This window comes from Kibdelosporangium persicum (genome assembly GCF_013280595.1).
In the GTDB taxonomy this organism is placed as follows: Bacteria; Actinomycetota; Actinomycetes; order Mycobacteriales; family Pseudonocardiaceae; genus Kibdelosporangium; species Kibdelosporangium persicum.
Genome location: NZ_JAAATY010000004.1, coordinates 20,822 through 42,285, shown reverse-complemented (window position 1 = coordinate 42,285; position 21,464 = coordinate 20,822). Strand labels below are relative to the sequence as shown.

General features: G+C 69.1%; 24 protein-coding genes. 9 read left to right on the top strand and 15 right to left on the bottom strand.

Annotated features, from left to right (window positions below; all coding sequences use genetic code 11):
* Positions 1-27: 27 nt before the first annotated feature.
* Entirely contained in the window at positions 28-915 is an 888-nt protein-coding gene (locus GC106_RS09155) for an SMP-30/gluconolactonase/LRE family protein (RefSeq protein ID WP_173126865.1), read from the bottom strand.
* 78 nt (positions 916-993) lie between these two features.
* On the opposite strand from GC106_RS09155, the gene GC106_RS09150 reads away from it, so the two are divergent.
* A complete protein-coding gene (locus GC106_RS09150) occupies positions 994-1,416 on the top strand; it encodes a MarR family winged helix-turn-helix transcriptional regulator (RefSeq protein ID WP_173127775.1) in 423 nt (140 codons plus the stop codon).
* A gap of 55 nt (positions 1,417-1,471) precedes the next feature.
* Complete coding sequence (locus GC106_RS09145) at positions 1,472-2,104, top strand: TetR/AcrR family transcriptional regulator (protein WP_173126862.1); 633 nt, start codon at positions 1,472-1,474, stop codon at positions 2,102-2,104.
* Here the strand turns inward: GC106_RS09145 and GC106_RS09140 are convergent.
* Positions 2,069-2,986: a LysR family transcriptional regulator gene (locus GC106_RS09140; RefSeq protein WP_173126859.1), complete on the bottom strand. Its 918-nt coding sequence runs from the start codon at positions 2,984-2,986 to the stop codon at positions 2,069-2,071. The two genes, GC106_RS09145 and GC106_RS09140, sit on opposite strands and share 36 nt — an antisense overlap.
* Positions 2,987-3,046: 60 nt before the next feature.
* Here GC106_RS09140 and GC106_RS09135 point away from each other — a divergent pair, with 60 nt between their 5' ends.
* Positions 3,047-3,352, top strand: coding sequence for a hypothetical protein (locus tag GC106_RS09135; protein ID WP_173126856.1), 306 nt, complete (start codon positions 3,047-3,049; stop codon positions 3,350-3,352).
* Between the two features lie 3 nt (positions 3,353-3,355).
* Positions 3,356-3,703, top strand: coding sequence for a DoxX family protein (locus GC106_RS09130; protein WP_173126853.1), 348 nt, complete (start codon positions 3,356-3,358; stop codon positions 3,701-3,703).
* On the opposite strand, the gene GC106_RS09125 is transcribed toward GC106_RS09130, so the two are convergent.
* Positions 3,700-5,181, bottom strand: a complete 1,482-nt coding sequence (locus GC106_RS09125; RefSeq protein ID WP_173126850.1) for a carboxylesterase/lipase family protein — start codon at positions 5,179-5,181, stop codon at positions 3,700-3,702. The genes GC106_RS09130 and GC106_RS09125 overlap by 4 nt on opposite strands.
* Before the next feature lie 207 nt (positions 5,182-5,388).
* Here GC106_RS09125 and eno point away from each other — a divergent pair, with 207 nt between their 5' ends.
* Positions 5,389-6,672 (top strand): phosphopyruvate hydratase, encoded by a 1,284-nt coding sequence (gene eno / locus GC106_RS09120; RefSeq protein ID WP_173126847.1) that lies wholly within the window; start codon positions 5,389-5,391, stop codon positions 6,670-6,672.
* A 74-nt stretch (positions 6,673-6,746) separates the two neighbouring features.
* On the opposite strand, the gene GC106_RS09115 is transcribed toward eno, so the two are convergent.
* Positions 6,747-7,163 carry a hypothetical protein gene (locus GC106_RS09115; RefSeq protein WP_173126844.1) on the bottom strand — a complete coding sequence of 139 codons (417 nt, stop codon included), beginning with the start codon at positions 7,161-7,163 and terminating at the stop codon, positions 6,747-6,749.
* Between the two features lie 183 nt (positions 7,164-7,346).
* Between GC106_RS09115 and GC106_RS09110 the strand changes: the two genes are divergently transcribed.
* On the top strand, positions 7,347-8,267 hold the full coding sequence (locus GC106_RS09110) for a GlxA family transcriptional regulator (RefSeq protein WP_173126841.1): 921 nt from the start codon (positions 7,347-7,349) through the stop codon (positions 8,265-8,267).
* Positions 8,268-8,310: 43 nt separating this feature from the next.
* Here GC106_RS09110 and GC106_RS09105 read toward each other — a convergent pair whose 3' ends face one another.
* Positions 8,311-9,702 carry an NAD(P)H-hydrate dehydratase gene (locus tag GC106_RS09105; protein ID WP_173126838.1) on the bottom strand — a complete coding sequence of 464 codons (1,392 nt, stop codon included), beginning with the start codon at positions 9,700-9,702 and terminating at the stop codon, positions 8,311-8,313.
* A 156-nt stretch (positions 9,703-9,858) separates the two neighbouring features.
* On the opposite strand from GC106_RS09105, the gene GC106_RS09100 reads away from it, so the two are divergent.
* Together GC106_RS09100 and GC106_RS09095 are read left to right on the top strand one after the other, a co-directional pair.
* Entirely contained in the window at positions 9,859-10,158 is a 300-nt protein-coding gene (locus tag GC106_RS09100; protein WP_173126835.1) for a hypothetical protein, read from the top strand.
* A 4-nt stretch (positions 10,159-10,162) separates the two neighbouring features.
* Positions 10,163-10,723, top strand: coding sequence for an eCIS core domain-containing protein (locus tag GC106_RS09095; RefSeq protein ID WP_173126832.1), 561 nt, complete (start codon positions 10,163-10,165; stop codon positions 10,721-10,723).
* Here GC106_RS09095 and glmS read toward each other — a convergent pair.
* Positions 10,710-12,548 carry a glutamine--fructose-6-phosphate transaminase (isomerizing) gene (glmS, locus tag GC106_RS09090; RefSeq protein WP_173126829.1) on the bottom strand — a complete coding sequence of 613 codons (1,839 nt, stop codon included), beginning with the start codon at positions 12,546-12,548 and terminating at the stop codon, positions 10,710-10,712. The two genes, GC106_RS09095 and glmS, sit on opposite strands and share 14 nt — an antisense overlap.
* A gap of 65 nt (positions 12,549-12,613) precedes the next feature.
* On the opposite strand from glmS, the gene GC106_RS09085 reads away from it, so the two are divergent.
* A complete protein-coding gene (locus tag GC106_RS09085) occupies positions 12,614-13,423 on the top strand; it encodes a dienelactone hydrolase family protein (RefSeq protein WP_173126826.1) in 810 nt (269 codons plus the stop codon).
* Here the strand turns inward: GC106_RS09085 and GC106_RS09080 are convergent.
* The 9 genes from GC106_RS09080 to rpsI all read right to left on the bottom strand — a co-directional run bounded on the left by GC106_RS09080 (position 13,397) and on the right by rpsI (position 21,456).
* Positions 13,397-13,693 carry a hypothetical protein gene (locus GC106_RS09080; protein WP_173126823.1) on the bottom strand — a complete coding sequence of 99 codons (297 nt, stop codon included), beginning with the start codon at positions 13,691-13,693 and terminating at the stop codon, positions 13,397-13,399. The two genes, GC106_RS09085 and GC106_RS09080, sit on opposite strands and share 27 nt — an antisense overlap.
* Positions 13,690-15,150, bottom strand: coding sequence for a WXG100 family type VII secretion target (locus tag GC106_RS09075; RefSeq protein WP_173126820.1), 1,461 nt, complete (start codon positions 15,148-15,150; stop codon positions 13,690-13,692). Before GC106_RS09075 ends, GC106_RS09080 begins: the two co-directional genes overlap by 4 nt.
* Positions 15,137-15,472 (bottom strand): hypothetical protein, encoded by a 336-nt coding sequence (locus tag GC106_RS09070; protein WP_173126817.1) that lies wholly within the window; start codon positions 15,470-15,472, stop codon positions 15,137-15,139. The genes GC106_RS09075 and GC106_RS09070 overlap by 14 nt, the downstream gene beginning before the upstream one ends.
* Before the next feature lie 21 nt (positions 15,473-15,493).
* Positions 15,494-16,027 carry a hypothetical protein gene (locus tag GC106_RS09065; RefSeq protein ID WP_173126814.1) on the bottom strand — a complete coding sequence of 178 codons (534 nt, stop codon included), beginning with the start codon at positions 16,025-16,027 and terminating at the stop codon, positions 15,494-15,496.
* A 12-nt stretch (positions 16,028-16,039) separates the two neighbouring features.
* Positions 16,040-18,292, bottom strand: coding sequence for a hypothetical protein (locus tag GC106_RS09060; protein ID WP_173126811.1), 2,253 nt, complete (start codon positions 18,290-18,292; stop codon positions 16,040-16,042).
* 4 nt (positions 18,293-18,296) lie between these two features.
* Positions 18,297-18,620: a hypothetical protein gene (locus GC106_RS09055; protein ID WP_173126808.1), complete on the bottom strand. Its 324-nt coding sequence runs from the start codon at positions 18,618-18,620 to the stop codon at positions 18,297-18,299.
* 128 nt (positions 18,621-18,748) lie between these two features.
* Positions 18,749-19,342, bottom strand: coding sequence for a hypothetical protein (locus GC106_RS09050; RefSeq protein ID WP_173126748.1), 594 nt, complete (start codon positions 19,340-19,342; stop codon positions 18,749-18,751).
* A 190-nt stretch (positions 19,343-19,532) separates the two neighbouring features.
* Positions 19,533-20,867: a phosphoglucosamine mutase gene (gene glmM, locus GC106_RS09045; protein ID WP_173126805.1), complete on the bottom strand. Its 1,335-nt coding sequence runs from the start codon at positions 20,865-20,867 to the stop codon at positions 19,533-19,535.
* A gap of 73 nt (positions 20,868-20,940) precedes the next feature.
* Entirely contained in the window at positions 20,941-21,456 is a 516-nt protein-coding gene (gene rpsI / locus GC106_RS09040; RefSeq protein ID WP_173127772.1) for a 30S ribosomal protein S9, read from the bottom strand.
* Between the last annotated feature and the right edge of the window lie 8 nt (positions 21,457-21,464).

Genomic DNA, 21,464 nt, shown 5'->3' with positions numbered 1-21,464 from the left:
TCGCACATCTTTGTTTCGAGCTTTGTCCTAGATACGGCTGAGGAAGAACTCGTTCGAGAGCTTCTGCTCGTGCAGGAGCCAGTCCAGCCTGCCGTTGACCACGTATGTGCCGTACGGCGTGACTGCGGCGGTAGTCGGAGCGGGGATCGGCCACGCTGTGCGCTTGGTCACCTCAGCGCCGGACCACAGGCCCTTGGGCCGCAGCACGGTCACCGCGTCCTCACCGGGCGTGCCCAGCTTGTTCGTCACGACGACCAACGAGCCGTCCCGCTGGAACGCGATGCCGTCGCCGCCGACGAGCGGCTTGTCGAGGGCCACTTCGGTGACCCGGTTGCGGGTGACCTTGTAGAGCTTGCCGGTCTCGTAGTGCACGACGAGCAGGAATCCGGCCGGGTGCCAGGCGACACCGTTCATCCCGAACGCGACACCGGCCAAGCGCTTGTCCGTGGCGAACGGAGTCGCGGTGCCGGTCACGTCCACCTTGTACAGCGTCTCGCCCTGTGGATCGGTGACGTAGGCGTTGCCGAACCAGTCGATCGCCAGGTCGTTGGCGGCCTTGCCGAACTTGACCAGGTGCAGCGTCCGGCCGGTCGACAGCTCGAAGATGCCGAGACCTTGGCTGTACGCGGTCAGCACGCGGTTGCGCACCGCGTCGACGTGCACGCCCAGCGGCTGCGCCAACGCCGGGTCGCTGACGAGCGTGCGGGCCTGACCGTCGCTGCCCACAACGGAAATCGTGCCGCGCACGATCGAGCTGACCAGGAACGCCTGCCTGGTCGGGTCCCACGCCACGCCTTCGGGGTGCAGCGTCTCGCCATAGCCGTTGATCACGCGCGGCAGCGCCGTCGCGGTTCCGCTGATCGCCAGCAAACCGACCAGGACCAGCAGGAGAAGCCGTTTCATTCGAACCCCCATCTTGAGTAGGATACGAACGGTAGTAAGAGTTCTGATGATGGTCAAGGAACTTATCAGACGTAGCATGTGAACGTGCGGATGCCGATCGAAGAGCGCCTCGGAGCGGACCTGAAGGCGGCCGTCGACGCGCTGACGACCGCCAAGCAAGCCGCCGTGAAACCGAGCGGGCTCACCGTCCCGCAGTACTCGGCGCTGCTGTTCCTCAACGACAACCCGGGCATCTCAGCCGCCGCACTGGCGAGGTTGTGCCTGGTGACACCGCAGACGATGACCACGATCCTGCAGAACCTGGAATCGGCGGGCCTGATCGTGCGCACGCCGCATCCGTGGCACCGCAACATGTTGGAAACACGGCTGACCGAAGCCGGCCAGGCCGCGTTCGACAAGGCCGACGCACGAGCGATCGAGGTCGAGCGCGGACTCGCCGCCGCGTTCACCGCCGACGAGCTGAAAACCCTGCGCTCTTTGCTGGCCAGATGCACCGCGACGTTGTCCGCGTAGACAAACCGGCGTGGTAATGCCATCACTCACGCGGGGGATACTGTAAGTTCGATCAGTGGCGCAAGACAGGGCGGTTCGCCGGCGGGCGGCGCATTTGGGCCCGGAAAAACGAAGGCCCCTCATTCTTGACTCGGCGCTGCAGGTCTACCTGGCACACGGTTATCGCGGGACATCGATGCAAGCGGTCGCGGACGCGGCCGGCGTGACGAAACCCGTGGTGTACGAATGCTTCAAGAACCGCGACGAGTTATTACTGGCCTTGCTCGGCAGGGAGGAGCAACGGCTCTTCGACGCCGTGATCGCGGCTTTGCCGAAGACGCCGGACTTCGAGAACCTCGAAACACTGATCGGACAGGGCCTTGAGGCGTTCCTGATCGCGGCGACCGAGACGCCGGACTCGTGGCGGGTGGTGTTCGAGTCGTCCCGCACCTCGGATTCGCCTGTGGCCAAACGGGTGCGTGCCGCACGGGAGACGGTCCTCGGCAGGTTACGCGACCTGGTGGTGATGTACCTGGCCACCACCGACGTCGAGGACACCGAGCGCAAAGCCCCGGTGCTGGCCGAGCTGCTCGCCTCGATCTGCGAGAGCTGCGGCCGGATGCTCATCGTCGACAAGCAACCGTGGACACCGGCTGAACTGGCGCAATACGTGTCACGCCTGATGACCCTCGGCGTGAAGCGCGCCTGAGGCGCCGCAGCCCAGACAGCACTTGACGAAGTCTCGGACCACCGGGTTCGTGTCGTCCGCCCATGCCACGCCGACCTGCGTCGGCGTCACGCCGTCGACCGGCCGGTACGTGACGCCTGGACGGGCGTAGAACCGTGCCGCCGACTCCGGCGCCAACGCGATGCCGTAGCCGTTGGCTATCGCGCTCAGCCAGTCGTCCGGGGTGTCGGTGACCGCGCCGATCCGCGGCCGCGTGCCCTCCCGTTCGTCCGTGGCCAGCCAGTAGTCGCGCCACCACCCGGTTTCCGGCGCGGCGGCGACGAACGGCTCGTCCCACAGTTCCCGGAACTCGATGCGGTCACGCGCGGCCAGCGGATGCGCGGACGGCAACGCGACCCAACGGGGCTCGGTCAGCAGCACCTCCACGTGCCAGTTCTCCTGGCCGGGGAACGGAAGCCGCAGAAGCGCCGCGTCGACGTCACTGTCGGACAGGCCCGCGCTCGGGTTCGACCACGTGGCCTGCCGCATCTCCACCCGCCAGCCGGGCCTGCGCCGCGCGAACGCGGCGATGATCTCCGGCGTGGCCTCGTTGGCCGCGCTGGCCAGGAAACCGACCCTGAGTACTCGCGCGGCCCGGCTCGCCGCGCCTTTGGTGTCCCGCAGCACCCGGTCCCAGTCGGTGAGCAGGGCCGGAACGCGCTCCGCCAGCGTGCGGCCCGGCTCGGTGAGCGCCATTCCGGCGCGCGAGCGGGTGAACAGCCGCACGCCGAGGAGGTTCTCCAACTGCTTGACCTGCTTGGTCAACGCGGGCTGCGAGACGAACAGCCGCTGCGCCGCCCTGGTGAGGTTGCCCTCCTCGGCCACCACCGCGAAGTAGCGCAGCAGCCGGGTGTCCACATCCATGCCGCCAGGTTATAGACGCAGGTATTGGACGCAAGCCGAAAACCGGACGACCGTGGGCTCATGGCACTTCTCCTGATCCAGTACCACGTCGCACCCAACGAGGTTTCCGCGGTGACGGACGCCGTGCACGCCGCTTTCGAAGCCGTGGAAGCCGAACAGCCGCAAGGCATTCGCTACGCCTACCTGCGCCGCTCCGGCAGCGCGGAGTTCACCGCGCTGCTGGAACTGGCCGACGGCGCCGAGAACCCGTTGCCGGGCATCGAAGCGGCCCGCCGGCTACAGGCCGTAGTGGCGAAAGCGGCCGCAGGCCCGGTTCCTTCCCCGCAGGCGTACGAAATCCTTGGCGCCTACCGGATGTTCGGCTGATCCATGTCGGTCGCTTACGTCATCGTCACGGTCGTCACGATCGCGGTGAACCTGTACGCCGCGGTCGCGGACTTCGCCGGTGCCAGGTTCGTGCTGGCCAACTCGGCCGAACTCGGCCTGCCGCGATCGTGGATTCTCCCGCTCGGGCTGCTGAAACTCGCCGGAGCGGCCGGGCTTTCCGCCGGATTGCTGGGAATCCACGTGCTCGGCGTCGCGGCCGCGATCGGCCTGGTGCTGTTCTTCACCGGCGCTGTCGTCGTGCACGTCGGTAAGCGCGTGTACCACAACATCGGTTATCCGGGCGCCTACCTGGCTTTGGCAGGCGCCACGCTAGTCCTTACCCCGTATTAACGCCGCAATCCCGCCCAGAAAGCGCAATTGCTGCCCACCGCCGGGTTTGTCGGGCGGAGGGTGCCGAGCCCGAGATCCTGGACGTCGTCATCGGACTTGTAGCTTTTCCACTCCGGCAGGCCACGGTCGTTGGGATTCCCGGTGTGCGCGAACGAAGTCCAGTAGCCGACCATGGCCTTCGACAACGCTTCCTGGCGTTCGGACAACGGCGGGCCGAAGAGCGGGTTCCAGATGTAGTTGAGCTCGAAGGCGTGCGCCGCGCCTTCGTCGAATCCCGGCCAGTCGACGATGGGCGGCGCGGTCCGGTCGGTGAACTGGTACGCGTACACCGGAACCGGGAAAGGCTTAACCGTGAACAACTTGTAGCTGTTGAGGTGGCTGCACGTGGACAGCGGCCCCGGGGCGTCGGTCTGCCAGGTCGCCAACGCGACGCTCGGGCTGGCGTAGTCGCCGACCGGGTACCTGGCCAGTACCTCGTCGGCAGCGGGCCCGAAGGTCTCCCGGGTGATCTGTTCGTACTGTTGTGCGGTCACCGGATTGCCCGCGCCGTCGTACTGGAGGCCGACGAACAGCCGCATCTCGTCCAGGTTGCTGCCCCACACCAGGGGCACGTGGTTGTACTTGTCCTGCCGGATGGCGTCCGGTGGCTGCAAGGGCAGTTCACGGCCGCCGACGACCGGGAACCCGCCCGGCCACGCCTCCAGCAACTCCTTGACCGGCGTGGCCCGCAGGCACGCCAGGTCCGTGCACCCGACTTTCCCGGACAGCTCGGCACCCGCGGCGTAGGCCGCCTCAGGCGTCGATGTGTTGGCGTCACAGCTGAAGCTCTGCCCGATCGCCTTGTGGAACAGGCCTCGCGCCAACGGCGAAACGATCATGTCACACACGCTCGCGGCGCCCGCCGACTCACCGAAGATCGTGACATTGCCGGGATTCCCGCCGAACGCGGCCGCATTGCGTCGCACCCAGCGCAGTCCGGCCAGTTGGTCCTGCAGACCGTAGTTGCCGGACTGGTTGCCGGCCTCCGCGGTCAGGTCAGGCGTGGCCAGGAACCCCAGCGGGCCAAGCCGGTACGCGACCGTCACGACGATCACGTCACCTTGTGTCACAAGCTTGACCGGGTCGTACATGGACGCGGCGCCGCTGGTGAAGGCGCCGCCGTGGAACCACACCATCACCGGCAACGGCCGGTGCGTCCGTTTGGGTGTGGTGACGTTGAGGTAGAGGCAGTCCTCGTTCTGCAGCTCACCGGGCCCGAAGGACGGCAACTGGGCGCAGATGCCCCTCGGTTTGGTGGCGTCCAACGGTTCCCGCCACCTCGCCGCGGGCTGCGGCGGCCGCCACCGCAAGTCGCCGGTCGGCGGCGCGGCGAACGGAATCCCTTGGAACGAACGGACGTCGCCGGTCACGGCGCCTCGAACGGGCCCGCGATCGGTGAGGACCGTGGTGGCTGGTGCGGCATTCGCCGGGCTGGCCATCAACCCCAGGAGACCAATCGTGCAAAGTACCAATCCTCGCCATTTCACCCACCCACCTTGGCACTGTCCGTGGTTGATCGCCTCCCCTGCAGGTACCAAAGCCTGCCTTGTGGATCAGGGGACCGGTGTTGAGTCAGCCGGTTCGAGGCGACATCGACGCTGGGGGCAGGATGGTTCTTGACCGATACACCCAGCTTGAGGAGTGACATGACCGCGATCGTGCGCGTTGTCGGACGGCAGATCCTGGACAGCCGCGGCAACCCGACCGTCGAGGTGGACGTGGAGCTGGCGGACGGCTCGCTCGGCCGCGCCGCGGTGCCCTCGGGCGCGTCGACCGGCACCAACGAGGCGGTCGAACTGCGTGACGGCGACAAGACCAGGTACCACGGCAAGGGCGTACGCAAGGCTGTGAGCGCGGTGAACGGCGAGATCGCCGACGCGATCCGGGGCGTGGACGCCGAGGAGCAGTCCGTCGTCGACCAGACGATGATCGATCTGGACGGCAGCCCGAACAAGGCCAGGCTGGGCGCCAACGCCACCCTCGGCGTCTCGCTCGCGGTGGCCAAGGCGGCCGCGGCGGCGCACCGCCAGCCGCTGTACCGCTACGTCGGCGGTGCGTACGCCCACGTGCTGCCGATGCCGATGATGAACATCATCAACGGCGGCGCGCACGCCGACAACGCCATCGACTTCCAGGAGTTCATGATCGCGCCCGTGGGGGCGGAGAACTTCGAGGAGGCCGTGCGGGTGGGCTCCGAGGTGTTCCACACGCTGCGCAAGAGCCTGCACGAGGCCGGCCACAACACCAACGTCGGTGACGAGGGCGGGTTCGCGCCGAACCTGAACTCCGCCGACGAGGCGCTGGAGTTCGTGGTCGGCGCGATCGAGAAGTCCGGCTACACCCCCGGCGAGGACGTCGCGCTGCTGCTGGATCCCGCAGCTTCCGAGTTCTACGCCGACGGCGTGTACGACTACAAGGGCGAGGGCCGCAAGCGCTCGATCGAGGAGCACGTCGGCTACCTCACCGAGCTGGTGGCGAAGTTCCCGATCGTGTCGATCGAGGACGCGATGGCGCAGGACGACTTCGACGGCTGGAAGCTGGTCACCGATGCCGTCGGCGACCGCTGCCAGCTGGTCGGCGACGACGTGTTCTGCACCAACGTCGAACTGCTGCGCAAGGGCATCGACCTCGGCATCGCCAACTCGATCCTGGTCAAGGTCAACCAGATCGGCACGCTCAGCGAGATGCTGCTGACCGCCAACACGGCGTTGCGGGCGGGCTACTCCGTGGTGATGTCGCACCGTTCCGGCGAGACCGAGGACACCACCATCGCCGACCTCGCGGTGGCCACCAACTGCGGACAGATCAAGACCGGCTCGCTGTCCCGCTCGGACCGCACCGCCAAGTACAACCAGCTGATCCGCATCGAGCAGGAGCTGGGTTCGCAGGCCGAGTACGCCGGCAGCCGCGCGCTCAGCGGTCGTCGCTGACGGCGTCCAGGGGGACCCGCCAGCAGGCGGATCCCCCTGGACAGGCCGGGCTGTCAGACCCACTCACCAGAACTTCAAGCGCCCGTTGTCGACCCGGGGCGGACGATCATCAGCACGGTCACGGTGGCCCACAACAGGTTGAAGATCCCGGTGTACATCGCCAGCCGGGCGTTCCTGGCCGGAGCGGCGAGAACCTCGGCCTGCACCGGCAGAACCAGCAACGCGAGCACGCCCGCGGCGATCGCCGTCAGCACGATGGAGACGATCAACCAGGCGTCACCCATCACCCCCATCACACCCGCCGTGGCGAACCCGAACACCGGAACCGCGATACCGACAACCGCGTACACCCGGCAGATTCGATGCAACGTGGTGAGTACGACAACGTCACCTTTGCGGGCCACGGCGGGGAACATGCTGGCCGCGACGGCCACCGGGCCGACCGCGATGATCGCGGCGATGACGTGGACCGAGAGCAGGAACTTGGTCACGCCGTCACCCCTCCTGGCACGATGACCAGGTTCTCCTGGAGTGGCAATCCCGCCGGGTTCACCGCGTCGAAGCCGTTGAACAGCACGAACTGAGCGATCATGAGCGTGACGGTAACCACTCGGCGTGCCCGCGAACACTGGCGAGAAGGACAGGTATCAACGGATTCTCGCCATAATGGCGGCATGCACGTGCTGGCGATCCTGGCGCTCGACAAGGTCATCCCGTTCGACCTGGCGACCCCGATCGAGGTCTTCACCCGCACACCGGGCTACGAGGTCCGGGTGTGCGGCACGTCGATGATCGACGCCGGGGCCTTCAAACTGCGGCCGCCCTGGGGGCTGGACGCGCTGGCGAGCGCGGACACGATCATGGTGCCGGGCTGTTCCGACGCCGGGGCCGAGGTACCGGCCGACGTGATCGAGGCGCTGCGGTCCGCCGCGGCCTCGGGGACCCGGATCGCGTCGATCTGCTCGGGCGCGTTCATCCTGGCCGCCACCGGCCTGTTGGACGGCCTGCGGGCGACGACACACTGGGCCGCCGCGCCCGTCTTGGCGCGACGATTCCCCGCTGTGACCGTGGATCCCGACGTGCTCTATGTGGACAATGGCCAGTTCCTGACCTCGGCGGGCGCGGCGGCGGGACTGGACCTGTGCCTGCACCTGATCCGACGGGACCACGGCTCGGCGGTCGCGGCCGATGCCGCGCGCGTGTGCGTGATGCCGTTGGAACGGGAAGGCGGGCAGGCGCAGTTCATCGTGCACAGGCAACCGCCGACGCCGCAGGGATCGGAGCTGGAACCGGTGTTGCGGTGGCTTGAGGACAATGTGGACCGTGATTTGTCCCTTGAGGACATTGCCGGGCACGCCGGGATGAGCACGCGCACGCTCAACCGCCGGTTCCGGGAGCAGGTCGGCACGTCACCACTGCAGTGGCTGCACCTCGCGCGCGTCCGCCGCGCTCAGTACCTGCTGGAGTCGACGTCCGACCCGGTCGAACTGATCGGTTCCCGGGTCGGGTTCGGCTCGCCGACCGCCTTCCGTGAGAGGTTCAAACGCGTCGTCGGTACCAGTCCGGCGGCCTACCGAGGAGCGTTCCGGGGATGAGCACAGGACTGTAGTCATGCTGAGCCAGCCTGTGCGCCTGGCGTCACCGCTGGCCGGTTATGCGTCGGATGGTGCCGGGCAGGGCGCCGGCGATCGCTGAGGCGGGTGCGGGCGCACCAGAGGCAGCCAACGTGCCCGCGTGCGCGTGGGCGTACGCGGCGCAGCCCGCCGCGAGCCACGGGTCGATGCCCGCGGCGAGAAGCGCACCGAGGATGCCGGACAGCACGTCCCCCGAACCGGCAGTGGCCAGCCAGGACGACGGCGCCTGGTTGACGAGCACGCGGCCGTCCGGCGCCGCGACGATCGTGTTGTAGCCCTTGAGCAACACGACGGCGTTGACCCGCCGCGCGAGGGATTTCGCTGACTCGACACGGTCTTCGCCCAGCGGCGCGAGCCGGGCGAACTCGCGGTCGTGCGGCGTCAGCACGACCGCGGTGTCCGGGTCCCGGCGGTCCCAGAGGTCCGGATGCTGGGCCAGCAGCGTGATCCCGTCCGCGTCCACACAGACCGGGACGCCGACACCGAGGACGTGACTCATCAGCTCGCGGCCCGCCGTGCCCGTGCCGATGCCCGGCCCGACGACCCAGGCCTGCACCCGGCCGGCGTCTTCGATCGCCCCGGTGGCAACGACTTCCGGCCACCGCTGGCTCACGACCTCTGCGGCTGTCCCGGCGTACCGGACCATCCCGGACGTCGCCAGCACGGCACCGCTCGCGGACAGGACCGCGGCGCCGGGATAGGTCGCCGATCCGGCCGCGATGCCCGTGACGCCCTGGGTGTACTTGTCGTCCTTCGGGCCGGGGATCGGCCAGGCCTCGGCGACGTCACGGCGTTCGATGATGCCGAAGTCGGGCTCGCCCAGCGCCTCGGCCAGCCCGATGTCGAGCACGCGGACCTCACCGCACCTCGGGCTGAGCGCGTGCACCGGCTTGCGCCCGCCGAAGGTGACCGTGATGGCCGCGTCCACGCAGGGCCCGTCCTCGGCCCCGGTGTCCGGGTCCACGCCGCTCGGCAGGTCGACGGCGATGATCGGGGCCGTCACCTGGGCGACGAGTTCCGCGGCGGCCGGCCGCAGCGCGCCTTTGCCGGAGATGCCGACAATCCCGTCGATCACGACGTCCGCGGGCCCCGGCCCGGTCACGATCCGGCCGCCCGCCGCCCGGAAGGCCCTGAGCCCTTCCTCGTGCGCCCGCTCGGGTTTCAGCAGGATCGCGTCGACCGCGATGCCCCTGCGCCGCAGGAACGCACCGGCCCACAGCGCGTCGCCGCCGTTGTTGCCCGCCCCCACCAGCAGCAGCACCCTTTTGGGCTTCAGCTCGGCGGCACAGACCGCGACCCCGAACGCGGCCCGCCGCATCAAGGTCGCCTCGGGCACGGTCTGGAACAGCTTCCGCTCGGCGGCCTTCACCCGATCCGTCGTCCACACTCCGCGCATATCAACAACCGTACGACCTCCCGTCGTGTCCACCGTTCCGGCACCGCGTGTCCACCACTCCGGCACCATGAAATACGCGTTCCGGCACCATGAAATACGCGTTCCGGCACCAGGTGATCACGAATCACGTCGCCGAAATCCAAGCCGGATCATCCGGTGGATGTGAGCGCCTGGAACTACACGCATGAGATCGAGTACCGCCGCGAGCTGTCGAAAGGACACCGCGTTCATGAGTTCACCGAGACGGTGGAGGACCAAGGGTGGTGTTTCAGCCAGCCGCCCGAGAGCAAGCAGGCCTGGCTGATCACGTACACGCGTGCCTGTGCCGAGGACTACCTCGCCCGAAGGGGCGCCAAAGCGGGCACGTTCATCGTCACCGTGTACCAGCAACGGCCGGACCGGAGGGTGCTTGTGATAGCGATCCGTATGAAATGGTCGCCCCGGAGCCTAGCCTGAGGCCATGGAGCCTGACCGTATCCGCGCCGAGGAGCCGGTGAGCGAACGGCCGCGGGCGCACGCCACGCCGGAGCCGGCGCGGGACGACGCCACCAGTGCGATTCTGGCCGGCGGCAACCAGATGGTCGCGAGGCTCGTCGAAGGCGAGTCGCAAGGCCTGCCGGGTGATGACGTCGCCGACCGGATTCGTGGTCAGCTCGGTGGCGGCAGCCCGCTGCCCGCGCAGCTGCGGACCCAGATGGAAAGCGGTCTCGGGCAGTCCTTGGGTGACGTGCGGCTGCACACGGATTCCGCCGCGGCCAACCTCTCCAACGAGCTCGGCGCGCGGGCGTTCACGACCGGCCAGGACGTCTTCTTCAACAGTGGCGTGTACAACCCGAGTTCGAGCGAGGGCTATCACACGCTCGCCCACGAACTGACGCACACACTGCAGCAGTCCGCAGGGCCCGTCGCGGGTACGGAGGTCTCACCGGGACTGTCGGTGAGCGATCCGCACGACCACGACGAGCGTGCGGCACATGCGACTGCGGAGAAGCTGACGGCGGAGCGTTCTACTCAACCGTGACCGACTTGGCCAGATTGCGGGGCTTGTCGACGTCATAGCCGCGTGCGCAGGCGATCTCCGCGGCGAGCACCTGCAACGGCACGGTGGACACTAAAGGCTGCAACAAGGTCGGCACCTGAGGAACCTCGATCAGCTCGTCCGCGAACGGCAGGACGGTCTCGTCGCCCTCTTCCGCGATGACGATCGTGCGTGCGCCGCGTGCCTGGATCTCGCTGATGTTGGACACGAGCTTGGCGTGCAGGACGGCCCGGCCCTTCGGTGACGGCATGACCACCACGACCGGCAGGTCCGGTTCGATCAGCGCGATCGGGCCGTGCTTGAGCTCGCCCGCGGCGAAGCCCTCGGCGTGCATGTACGCCAGTTCCTTGAGTTTCAGCGCGCCTTCGAGGGCGACCGGGTAGCCCACGTGCCGCCCCAGGAACAGCACTGCCTTGGAATCCGCGAGCTGACGGCCCAGCGCCCGCACCCTGCCGACCGTCCGCAGGACCTGGCTGACGGCCGAGGGCATCCGCTCGAGTTCACGGAACTCGCGCGCCACCTCGTCGTTGTACTTCGTCCCGCGTGCCTGCGCCAAAGCCAGGCCCACCATGTAGTTCGCGGCGATCTGGGCAAGGAACGTCTTGGTCGCGGCGACACCGACCTCCGGGCCGGCGTGCGTGTACAGCACGGCGTCGGACTCACGCGGGATCTGCGCGCCGTTGGTGTTGCAGATCGCCAGGACGCGGGCTTTCTGCCCACGCGCGTGCCGGACGGCTTCGAGCGTGTCCGCGGTTTCACCCGACTGGGAGATCGCGACGACCAGCGTGTCCCGGTCGAGCACCGGGTCGCGGTAACGGAACTCGCTGGCCAGCTCGACCTCCACGGGCAGCCGGGTCCAGTGCTCGATCGCGTACTTGGCCACCAGGCCGGAGTGGTACGCCGTGCCGCACGCGACCACGAAGACCTTGTCGACCTCCCGCAGGTCCTGGTCGGCCATCCGCTGCTCGTCCAGCACGATCCGGCCGTCCACGAAGTGCCCGCGCAACGTGTTCGCGAGCGCCTCCGGCTGCTCCTCGATCTCCTTGAGCATGAAGTAGTCGTGGCCGCCCTTCTCCGCGGCCGACAGGTCCCAGTTGACCCTGAAGTGCTTGGCCGGCGCCGGTTCGCCGGCGAAGCCGGTCACGTCGTAGCCGTCCCGCGTGATCGCCACGACCTGGTCCTGGCCGAGCTCCACGGCTTCCCGGGTGTGCTCGATGAACGCGGACACGTCGGAGGCGAGGAACATCTCCCCTTCGCCGATGCCGACGACCAGCGGCGACGAACGGCGGGCCGCGACGACCATGTCCGGCTGGTCCGCGTGTGTCACGACCAGCGTGAACGCGCCTTCCAGGCGACGGCACACCTCCCGCACCGCGGCGGGCAGGTCACCGGCGTACGAGCGCGCGATCAGGTGCGCGGCGGTCTCGGTGTCGGTGTCGCTCGTGAACTCGACGCCCTCGGCTTCGAGCTCCAGCCGCAGCGCGTGGAAGTTCTCGATGATGCCGTTGTGCACCACCGCGACCTTGCCGGTCACATCGCGGTGCGGGTGGGAGTTGCGGTCGATGGGGGCGCCGTGCGTCGCCCAGCGCGTGTGCCCCATCCCGGCGGTGCCCACGAACCCGTCCCGTCCGGCGAGTTCGGCCTCCAGGTTGGCCAGCCGGCCGGCCTTCCGCTCGACGGCCAGGCCGTTCCCGGTGATCACCGCGACCCCGGCCGAGTCGTAGCCGCGGTACTCCAGGCGCCTGAGTCCATCGAGGACGACAGTCAACGCCGACCGGTGTCCTACGTATCCCACGATTCCGCACACGGCCGTCGAGGGTATGCCTCATGGGCGAGCGGGTGCGACCGGAGCGGATCGGATAACGTCGCCCCATGGCACGCGCCAAGCAGCTGGCCTACGAGCTGGCACTTCCCGGCCCGCACGCGGTACTGCGGGGTGACCTCGGCCTGGCCGGGCAGCCAGGCGTGCTCTTCACGCCCAGGTCAGGGCGGGATCTGCCGGCGATCGCGTTCGGCCATGGCTGGCTACAGCCGCCGCTGCGCTACCACGGTCTGATGCGTCACCTGGCCACGTACGGCATCGTCGTGGCCGCGCCGAGCACCCACCAGGGGCCGCTCGGGTCGCACCGGCTGTTCGCGGCCGATCTGCGGACCGCGTTGCAGACGTGCGTGAGCGTACGGCTCGGCGACGGACAGGTCAGTATTTCACCCGATCGGCTGGGTCTCGCCGGGCACTGTTTCGGCGGAGGCGCTGCCGTGCTGGCCGCCGCCGAGGACCCCCGGGTCCGTGCCGTGGCGACGCTGGCCGCAGCCGAAGCCCGGCCGTCCGCCGTGGAGGCCGCCCGGCACTGCCGGATGCCCGGACTGCACGTGACCGCCGGGCTCGACCTGGTCGCGCCCGCGGTGGCCAACGCCGACAAGATCGCCCGCGCGTGGGCCGGGCCGGTGCAGGTCCGTGAGCTGCCCAAAGCCGGGCACCTCGGGTTCACCGAAGGTCGGCACTGGAGCCAGTTCCTGTTGCCGGGCAAGGGCGAACGCCGGACCCAACGGATCTCCCGCGCGCTGCTGACCGCGTTTTTCCTCAAGCACCTGACCGGCACGGACAAGTTCGACGAACTGCTGGACAACGACGTCAAGGGCGCCGTGATCCAGCAGTCACCGGTTCTGCATCCAGGTGTTTGAGTAGTAGCCGGTCTCGTCGCCGTCGCTGTCCTCGGACCGTGGCGCGGCCCGGCGGCTGAGCCACGGGTTCTTCTGCTGCGGCTCGGGTGTCCGCTGAGCAGCGGCCTGTTCGGCCTCACGGCGCGCGACCTCGTCCCGGTACGCCTTGTTGGCCGCCTCGACCTGCTGGTACTCGGCGAGGGACTGCGCGACACCGGCACGGTGCCGTGCGGAGATCTCGGCGAACTGGGCTCGCGTGGCCATGACCGCGGGGTCGGACTCGTCGATCATTGTTGTCCCTTCGGGCTGAAGGGGCCGTACGGGTCGTCGTCGCCGATCACCATGGGCACAGCCGGGTCCACGGCGTCGTCGAACAGGTCGCCCTGGGTACGCCACTTGCTCTGCCGGTCCTGGTCACCGCTGCCCTGCTGACCACCGCCGCCCATGGCTCCCATCGCGCCCATCGGCATGGCGCCCATCGGAGCGGCGCCACCGGGAGGCCCGGCGGGCGCGGCCCCGACCGGACCAGCCGGCCTTCCCTCGGGGGTGTCCGTGGCCGTCGGCGTCTGCACGCCTGCCATCGCGCCCGGCGGCAACGGCGATTCCGTCGCGGCGCCGACGTTCGACGGCCCGCCTCCGCCACCGCCTCCGCCCGCGCCACCAGCGCCGCCACCCGGGAAGCCTCCGCCACTCGGCGACGGTCCGCCGCCCATGGCCGGGTTGACCGCCGCCGCCGCCGGTGGCGGCGGGGCAGGCGCCGGGGGCGCGGTGGGTTCGGGGCGGCCGAAGTCCATCTCGTACCGCTTGCCGTCGACCGTGACACCGACCCGGTCAGCGGACTGCGCGTGGATGCCGATCCGCGGTGCGGCGGCCGCCGCCGAGGGCGTGATCCTGCCGTACGGATCGAGGTCGGCGGTCGCCTGAATGCGTTTCAGGGCTTCGTCGAGGGCCGTCCACGAGTTGGCGATCGCCGTCGTGGTCTCCCCGACGAGCTTGCGCAGCGAGGTGACCGCGTTGAAGTAGCTGTCGCACATGGCATCCAGCGCGTTGATCGTCTCGTTGCTCCACCACTGGCCGACCCCGCCCCGATTGAGATCCACAGTGGACGGACGGGTCAGTTCCTCCACTGTGTACGGACGACCGAACGGTGGCCCACCGGCCATGGCGATGTCGAGCCGATCCACCTGCTGACGGCGCACGTCGACGCCCTCGGACAGGTCGAACCGCTTGATCTGGCCCCGCACGGCGGTTCTCAGCTCGGTGACGGCGTCCTTGGTCGTCGTCCTGGCCGCGTCCAGTGCGGCCGCGAACTGGTTGAGCGTGTCCCGGAACGTCAAGGAGGCCTTGCCGAGCTGGTCGAGTTTCTCCACCGCGACGTCCGCCGCGGGCCCGGACCACGCGTCGGTCAACCGGTCGCGGATCGACTTCACGGTGCCGTGCATCTCGTCCGACGCCGCACGCAGGTTGCCGAACCGCTCGACGTCGCCGAGCATCGGCCCGAAGTCGATGCCACCGAGGTCGTCGATCATCCGGTCGTCGTCCGGATTCCACGGCCGGGCCGACCACCCGCGGGCGCCCATCCTGCTGGCGGGATGGCCGTTCCAGCGTTGGTAGAGCTCACCGAACCGGCCGGTGCGGGTGGACAGGTTGTCCCGGAACCACATGAACGTGTCGAGCAGTTCGGTGGTCGAGTCGATGTCCTTGCCGGAGACCGGTTTCAGCGAGGCGACGATGTCATCGGAGGCCATCGCCGGCCCTCGCTATCCGCGCGGCCACCTCGGCGTCCGCCTCGGCGGTCCGCTCCTTCGCCTTGGCGAGCGCCTCGGCCAAGGCATCCACCGTCGGGGCCGCCTTGTCCAGCACGCCGCGCAGGGTCTCCCGTAATCGCGTGTACGTCTGACCAACGCCTGTGCGCGCCGCGATCGTGCCGAACTTGTCCGCGGTCAACCCGTTGTCCGCGTGCGCGTACTCCCGCGCCGTGCTCAACGCGGCGCCGAACTCGGCCATCTCCTTGCTGATCGCGGCGACAAGCTCGGTGTTGACCTCAAGCCTGTCCTTGCGCCCAGTCATGAGTCGCCCCCTCTACGCCCTTCAGCGCAGCCAGCTCTGCCCAGACATGTCCTCGTCGTCCTCGTCCCGTGCGCGCCGCCTGCCACCGCCGCCGGTCTGCGGCGGCTGCCGGACGGGAGGCGCGGGATCGTCGTCGTCGAAACCGCCGAACGACATCACCGGCTCCGGCGCGGGCGACCGGATCGCCTCCGCCTCCGGCACCGGTTCGGGGATCGGCGGCGCGGGCGGGAATCCCATCGGCGGCGTCGGCGTCGACCAGGCGTCCGGCTTGGGTTGCTCGTCCTCGAACTCGCCGAAGGACATCACGGTCTCCCGCTGCGGCGCGGTCCACGGCGACGGAGGCTGTTGGTCCTGCTGCTGCTTCTCCTGCTCGAGCCGCTCGTAGAACTCGCGGTTCTCCTCGATCCGGGCCTGGTGCTCTTCCTCGATCTTCGCGGCCTGCTCGTGGTACGCCACGGTGATCTCGTCGGCCGTCGACTCGAACTGGGCCGTCACGTCCTCGTACTGGGCGAGGATGCGGCGTACCTCAGGATCGGAGTAGTCGATCTCGAACACGCACGGACTCCCTTATCTGACGTCTTCGTCGAGAACACCGGCGATCCGGGCGGGCTCGCTGAGATCGTCGTCGGCGAACAGGTCACCCGTCACCGACCACTGTCCGCCGCTGCGCTCGGAATCGCCACCACCGGCACCGCCGCCACCCATGCCACCCATCATCGGCATACCGCCCATGCCGGCGCCACCAGCCTGGTTCGGATTGGCCTGCTGGCCGCCCTCCGGGATCGCGGCCAGCCCGGCCTCACCCGCGGCGGGCGCGACCTGGTTGTAGTCGTCGTCCCCACCGGACAGCAGGTCGCCCTGGGTGGACCAGGACGAGTCCGAGAAACCGCCGTCGCCGGAACCACCGCCGAAGTCGCCGCCCACCGCCTGGGTGCTGGTCGTCTGCACCGGCTGGTCCGAACCGGCGAGAGCCTCCGGCGGCATTCCGTTCGGCGTCCCGCCGAAGGGCGCCTCGGCAACGCCTGGGGTCGCACTCGCGACCGCGCCAGCGAAGTCCGGACGCGCGTCGGCGCCCAACGGGCCGGCGAAGCCCTGCGCCTGCGCGACCTGACGCTCGGCCTGGACGTCCTGCCGCGCGGCGGCCGGCTCGGGCTGGTCGACCTGCGGGTTGGCCGGGTCGCTGTAGTCCAGCGTGTACGTCGTCGGGTCGCCGGTGCCGTCGTCGACCGTCAGCAGGACCACGTCGGGCTGGCCCGGCGGGTGCTCGGCGGTGATGGTGACGTTGCCGTCCTCCAGGACGATCTTGCCGTCCGGACCGGGCGTCAGCGTCTCGGCAGCCGGGTCGCCTCCGGCAGGCGCGGGCATCGTCTGCACCGGCTGGCCGTCCGGGCCGAACTGCACCGGCTCCTGCTGGCCCGGCGTTGACGTGCCCGGAGCACCCGGGGTTCCCGCGCCCGGTGTGCCGATGCCCGGCTGCTGGCCCGTCGGCTGGCTGAAGTCCATGTCGTAGGTCTTCGGCTGGCCGGTGCCGTCGTCGACGGTCACCTTGACGTGGCCCTCGCTGTCCGGGCTGGTCACCGAGATCTTCTTGCCACCGTCTTCGATGGTGACCGTCTCACCGCCGGTGTTCGTGCCCGGTCCGCCGTCGACCGGCGCGCCGGGCACGTCACTCGGATCGGTGGTGCCGGGGGCGTTCGGGTCGACCGCCTTCGGGTCGTCCGTCGAGGGCGGCGGAGGTGGCGGGGGCGGCGGCGGGGTGCTGCCCGGAGGCGGACCACCCGAGCCAGGAGGCGGGCCGCCCGAGTCGACGGGACCGCCGCCACCGTTCTTCTTCTCGGCCGGTGGCGGCTCCTTCTCCTTCGGTGGTTCCTCCTTGGGCGGCGGGTCCTTCGGCTGGTCGCCACCGCCCTTGGCGAGCTCGTCGAGGTTGGCGAACGGGGTGAAACCCAGCCCTGCCGAGGAGTCCATCAGGTTCTGCAGGTGCCGGTCGATCGTGTCGTGGCATTCCCGGATCAGCTTGCGGAACGTCCCGACGGCGTTGGTGTAGTTCTCGCAGAACGTGTCCAGGCGTCCCTTTTCGACGTCGGAGTACCAGGTTTCGAAGTTCTGCCAGATGATCAGACCGGGCGTGTTGCTCCGCGCGATCTCCAGGTTGTACGGGACCTGCTGCCAGATCGGACCATCGGTGTGGCCCTTCTGCAGGGACTCGTCGATCTCGTCAATGGCCTCGGCGAAGTGGTCGATGTCGACGTGGTTGTCATCGCCCAGGTAGTTGAAGTACTGATCGCTCTCCCGGCCGGCGAAGTCGACCAGGCGCTGGATGCACTTGCGGGACTCGTTGGCGAACCCGGCCAGGTTCGTGGCGAACCGGTTGGCCGTGTCCTGGAACTTCGTCGAGGCGGTGGCCAGTGCGTTGATCTTGTCGACCGCGGTCTGGCCGTTGTTGTCCTGCCAGTTGTCGGCCACCCGGGCGGAGACGTTCTTCAGCGCCTCCTGGACGTCGCCGGTGAAGGTGGCCGAGTCGGTCAGCCGCCGGGCGGTCTCCAGGATGGGCCCGAACTCGATCGCCTTGAGCTTCTCCAGCAGCTCGCCTTCGGGCTGGTCTTTGTGGTCGCCCCAGCAGGGCTCCTTCATGAACCGGTTGCCCGAGACCGGGTGGTGCTGCCAGCGCTTGTAGAGCTCCCCGTTGCCGCTGCCGCTCGACAGCTCCTTGTTCCACCGCGCGATCGCGTCGTCGATCATCTTGCGCGCGGTGGTCTGATCGACCTCAGGCGGCTTCAGCAGGTCGTCGGCGGAGTCCTGAACACCACGAAGTGCCATGTGCTCACACCGCCTGGTTGTGGAAGGACTGCTTGTTCTGCTGCTCGGTCTCCGTCGTCATCCCGACCGACTGCTGCAGCGCGGTGACCAGCGAGGCGGCGTACTGCTGGGCCTGGGTGACCGACCCCGCCAGCGTGTCGACGCTCTGCCGCACGAAGTTGCCCGCGGCGGCGGCGTTGTTCGTCCGGCCGAAGTGGTTGGGCTGAGCCTTCGCGTCCTTGATGTGCGTGACCAGCCGGCTGAGGCCGAGGCTGATGTCCTGCATCTGGGGAACCAGGGCCTTCAGTTCCTCGGGATTCATCTTGACGTCGGCTTTGCCGTCCGGCATGGCTCCCCCTTACTCCACTTCGGCTACGTTCTCGACTTCGACGCGCGGGGAGCGCGATCGGTGCCATCGTGTTCGTCCGGTAAGGAATGTACCCAGGCCACCTTGGTCGCGGAGGGTGAACGGCCCGATTACCGCCGAGAAGGCGGTGGTGGCTGCTGGAATGGCGGTCCATGGCCGGGATGTGGACCGAATCCGGGAGGCTGCTGCGGCCCGTAGCCGGGAGGCGGACCTGGCGGCGGTCCCGGTGGACGCGGCGGGCCGGGCTGGCTCAAGGCCTTGGTCACCTGCGGCAACAAGGACAGCACGAGCACGGCGATGCCCAGGAGGGCATGCAGCAGCGGAAGACCGTCGTTGAAGAGCGAGAAGAGTCTGGTGAAGCGAGGTGCCCGTCCGAGCGAGGTGAAGAACGACAGCGCGAAGACGAGAGTGTTCAGCCCACCGGAAATCGTCAGCAGGACCGCACCGGCCCGTGCCCGGTTCAGCACCATGATTCCGCCGACCAGGGCCATCAGGCCCACCAGCACCTTGATCACGAATGCGGTGATGTCCGCGGGCCCTTGCACACCACCGGACAACAAGCCGAAGACGATCGCCAGGATGCCTAACGTGACGACAAGGCCTGGCAGTGGCGGTTTCCGGGGACCCCTGATCGGCGGGCCCCAGCCGGGTGGTGGCGGCGGCGGTTGCTGCCAGCCCTGGTTGGGCGGCGGACCGTACGTCATCTGATCACCTCCACCTCAGTGGCTGCCGCGGTGGAGGACCGGTATCCCGACGGCATCGGATTGCCTGGCGGGGACGGCTTCGGCGGCCCGGAAAGTGGCCGAGGTTCCGGATGCTGACAGTGCTGGTTCGGAGACGGACCGTGAGTCACGCACTCAGCGTAGCCAGTCCGCCCCCGTCATCAGTGTGGGTTCAGGAGACTGCCGAGACCACTCCGGCCAGACGGTTCGCCGCGGCTTCCGCCGCCGCTTCGCTGGTCGCTTCGACCATCACCCGGATGAGCTGCTCGGTGCCCGACGGACGCAGCAGCACGCGGCCGCTGTCGCCCAGTTCGGCCTCGACCTGCGCCACGGCGTCGCTGACCGACGAGGCGTTGGCCACCGCCGCCTTGTCCGCCACCTTCACGTTCACGAGCACCTGCGGCAGGCGCCGCATCACACCGGCCAGCTCGGCGAGTGACTTGCCAGTCGCAGCGACACGCGCCATGACGCCCATCGCGGTCAGCAGGCCGTCGCCGGTGGTCGCGTGGCTCGGCAGCAGAACGTGACCGGACTGCTCGCCGCCCAGGGAGTAGCCGCCGTTACGCAGCTCCTCCAGCACGTAGCGGTCGCCGACGGCCGTTGTGCGGATCTTCACACCGGCATCGCGCATCGCCAGGTGCAGCCCCAGGTTGCTCATCACGGTCGCGACCAGCGTGTTGTCCACGAGCTCGCCGCGGTCCTTCATCGCCAGGGCGAGCACGGCCATGATCTGGTCGCCGTCCACCAGGTTGCCCTGGGCGTCCACCATCAGGCAACGGTCGGCGTCGCCGTCGTGCGCGACGCCCAGTGCCGCGCCCTCGGCGACGACGGCCTCGCACAGCGCGTCGATGTGGGTCGAACCACAGTTGTCGTTGATGTTCTCGCCGTCCGGCAACGCGTGGATCGCGATCACCTCGGCGCCTGCCTCGCGGTACGCGCGGGGGGCGGCGGCCCAGGCGGCGCCGTTCGCGCAGTCGACGACGATCTTCAGGCCGTCGAGGCGCTGCGGGGTCGCCTTCAGCAGGTGCTCGATGTAGCGGTCCAGCGCGTCCGGCACGGTGTAGATCCGGCCGACGCCCGCGCCGGTCGGCCGCTGCGGCTTCGCGTCGATCCCGGCTTCGATCTCGTCCTCGACGTCGTCCGGCAGTTTGTGCCCGCCGGCCGCGAAGAGCTTGATGCCGTTGTCCGGCATGGGGTTGTGCGAGGCGGAGATCATCACGCCGAGGTCGGCACCGAGGTTGTCGACCAGGTACGCCACGCCCGGCGTCGGCACCACGTCCACCTGCAGCACGTCCGCGCCCGCGGACGCCAGGCCGGCGGCCACCGCCGCCTGCAACATCTCACCGCTGGCCCGGGGGTCCCGCCCGACCACCGCGACCGGGCGGTGCGAACGGTCGTGCTCAGCCAGCACGCGGGCCGCCGACGCGGACACCGCCAGCGCCAGTTCCGGTGTCAGGTCGACGTTCGCCAGCCCACGCACGCCGTCCGTGCCGAACAACCGGCTCAATGAAACCTCCCTGAAGAGCAGAACGGGAGCAGCAGAGACAACCTGCTGCTCCCGTTGTGCGGGCTGAGTAGTGTCAGCGCTTGCTGTACTGAGGCGCCTTGCGGGCCTTCTTCAGACCGTACTTCTTGCGCTCCTTCACCCGCGGGTCACGGGTCAGGAAGCCGGCCTTCTTCAGCGCCGGACGGTCCTCGGCGTCGAGCTCGATCAGCGCACGGGCGATCGCCAGGCGCAGCGCACCGGCCTGGCCGGTGATGCCGCCGCCCCGGAGGTTGGCGCGCACGTCGAACAGCTCGGGCTTGTCCACGGTCACCAGTGGCTCACGGATGAGCTGCTGGTGCACCTTGTTCGGGAAGTACTCCTCGAGGCTCTTGCCGTTCAGCCGGAACTGGCCGCTGCCCGGGGTCAGCCGAACGCGGACCACGGCCTCCTTGCGGCGGCCGACGGTCTGAGCGACCTCGCCGGGGGCGGGCACGCGCACGACCGGGGCGGCCGCGGGGGCCTCCTCGGTGTACTCAGGCTGGTCGGCTGCGTACTCGGGGGCCTCGGGGGCGTCGACGGCCTCGGGGGCCTCGACGTTCTCGGTGGTCAGGTTCTCTT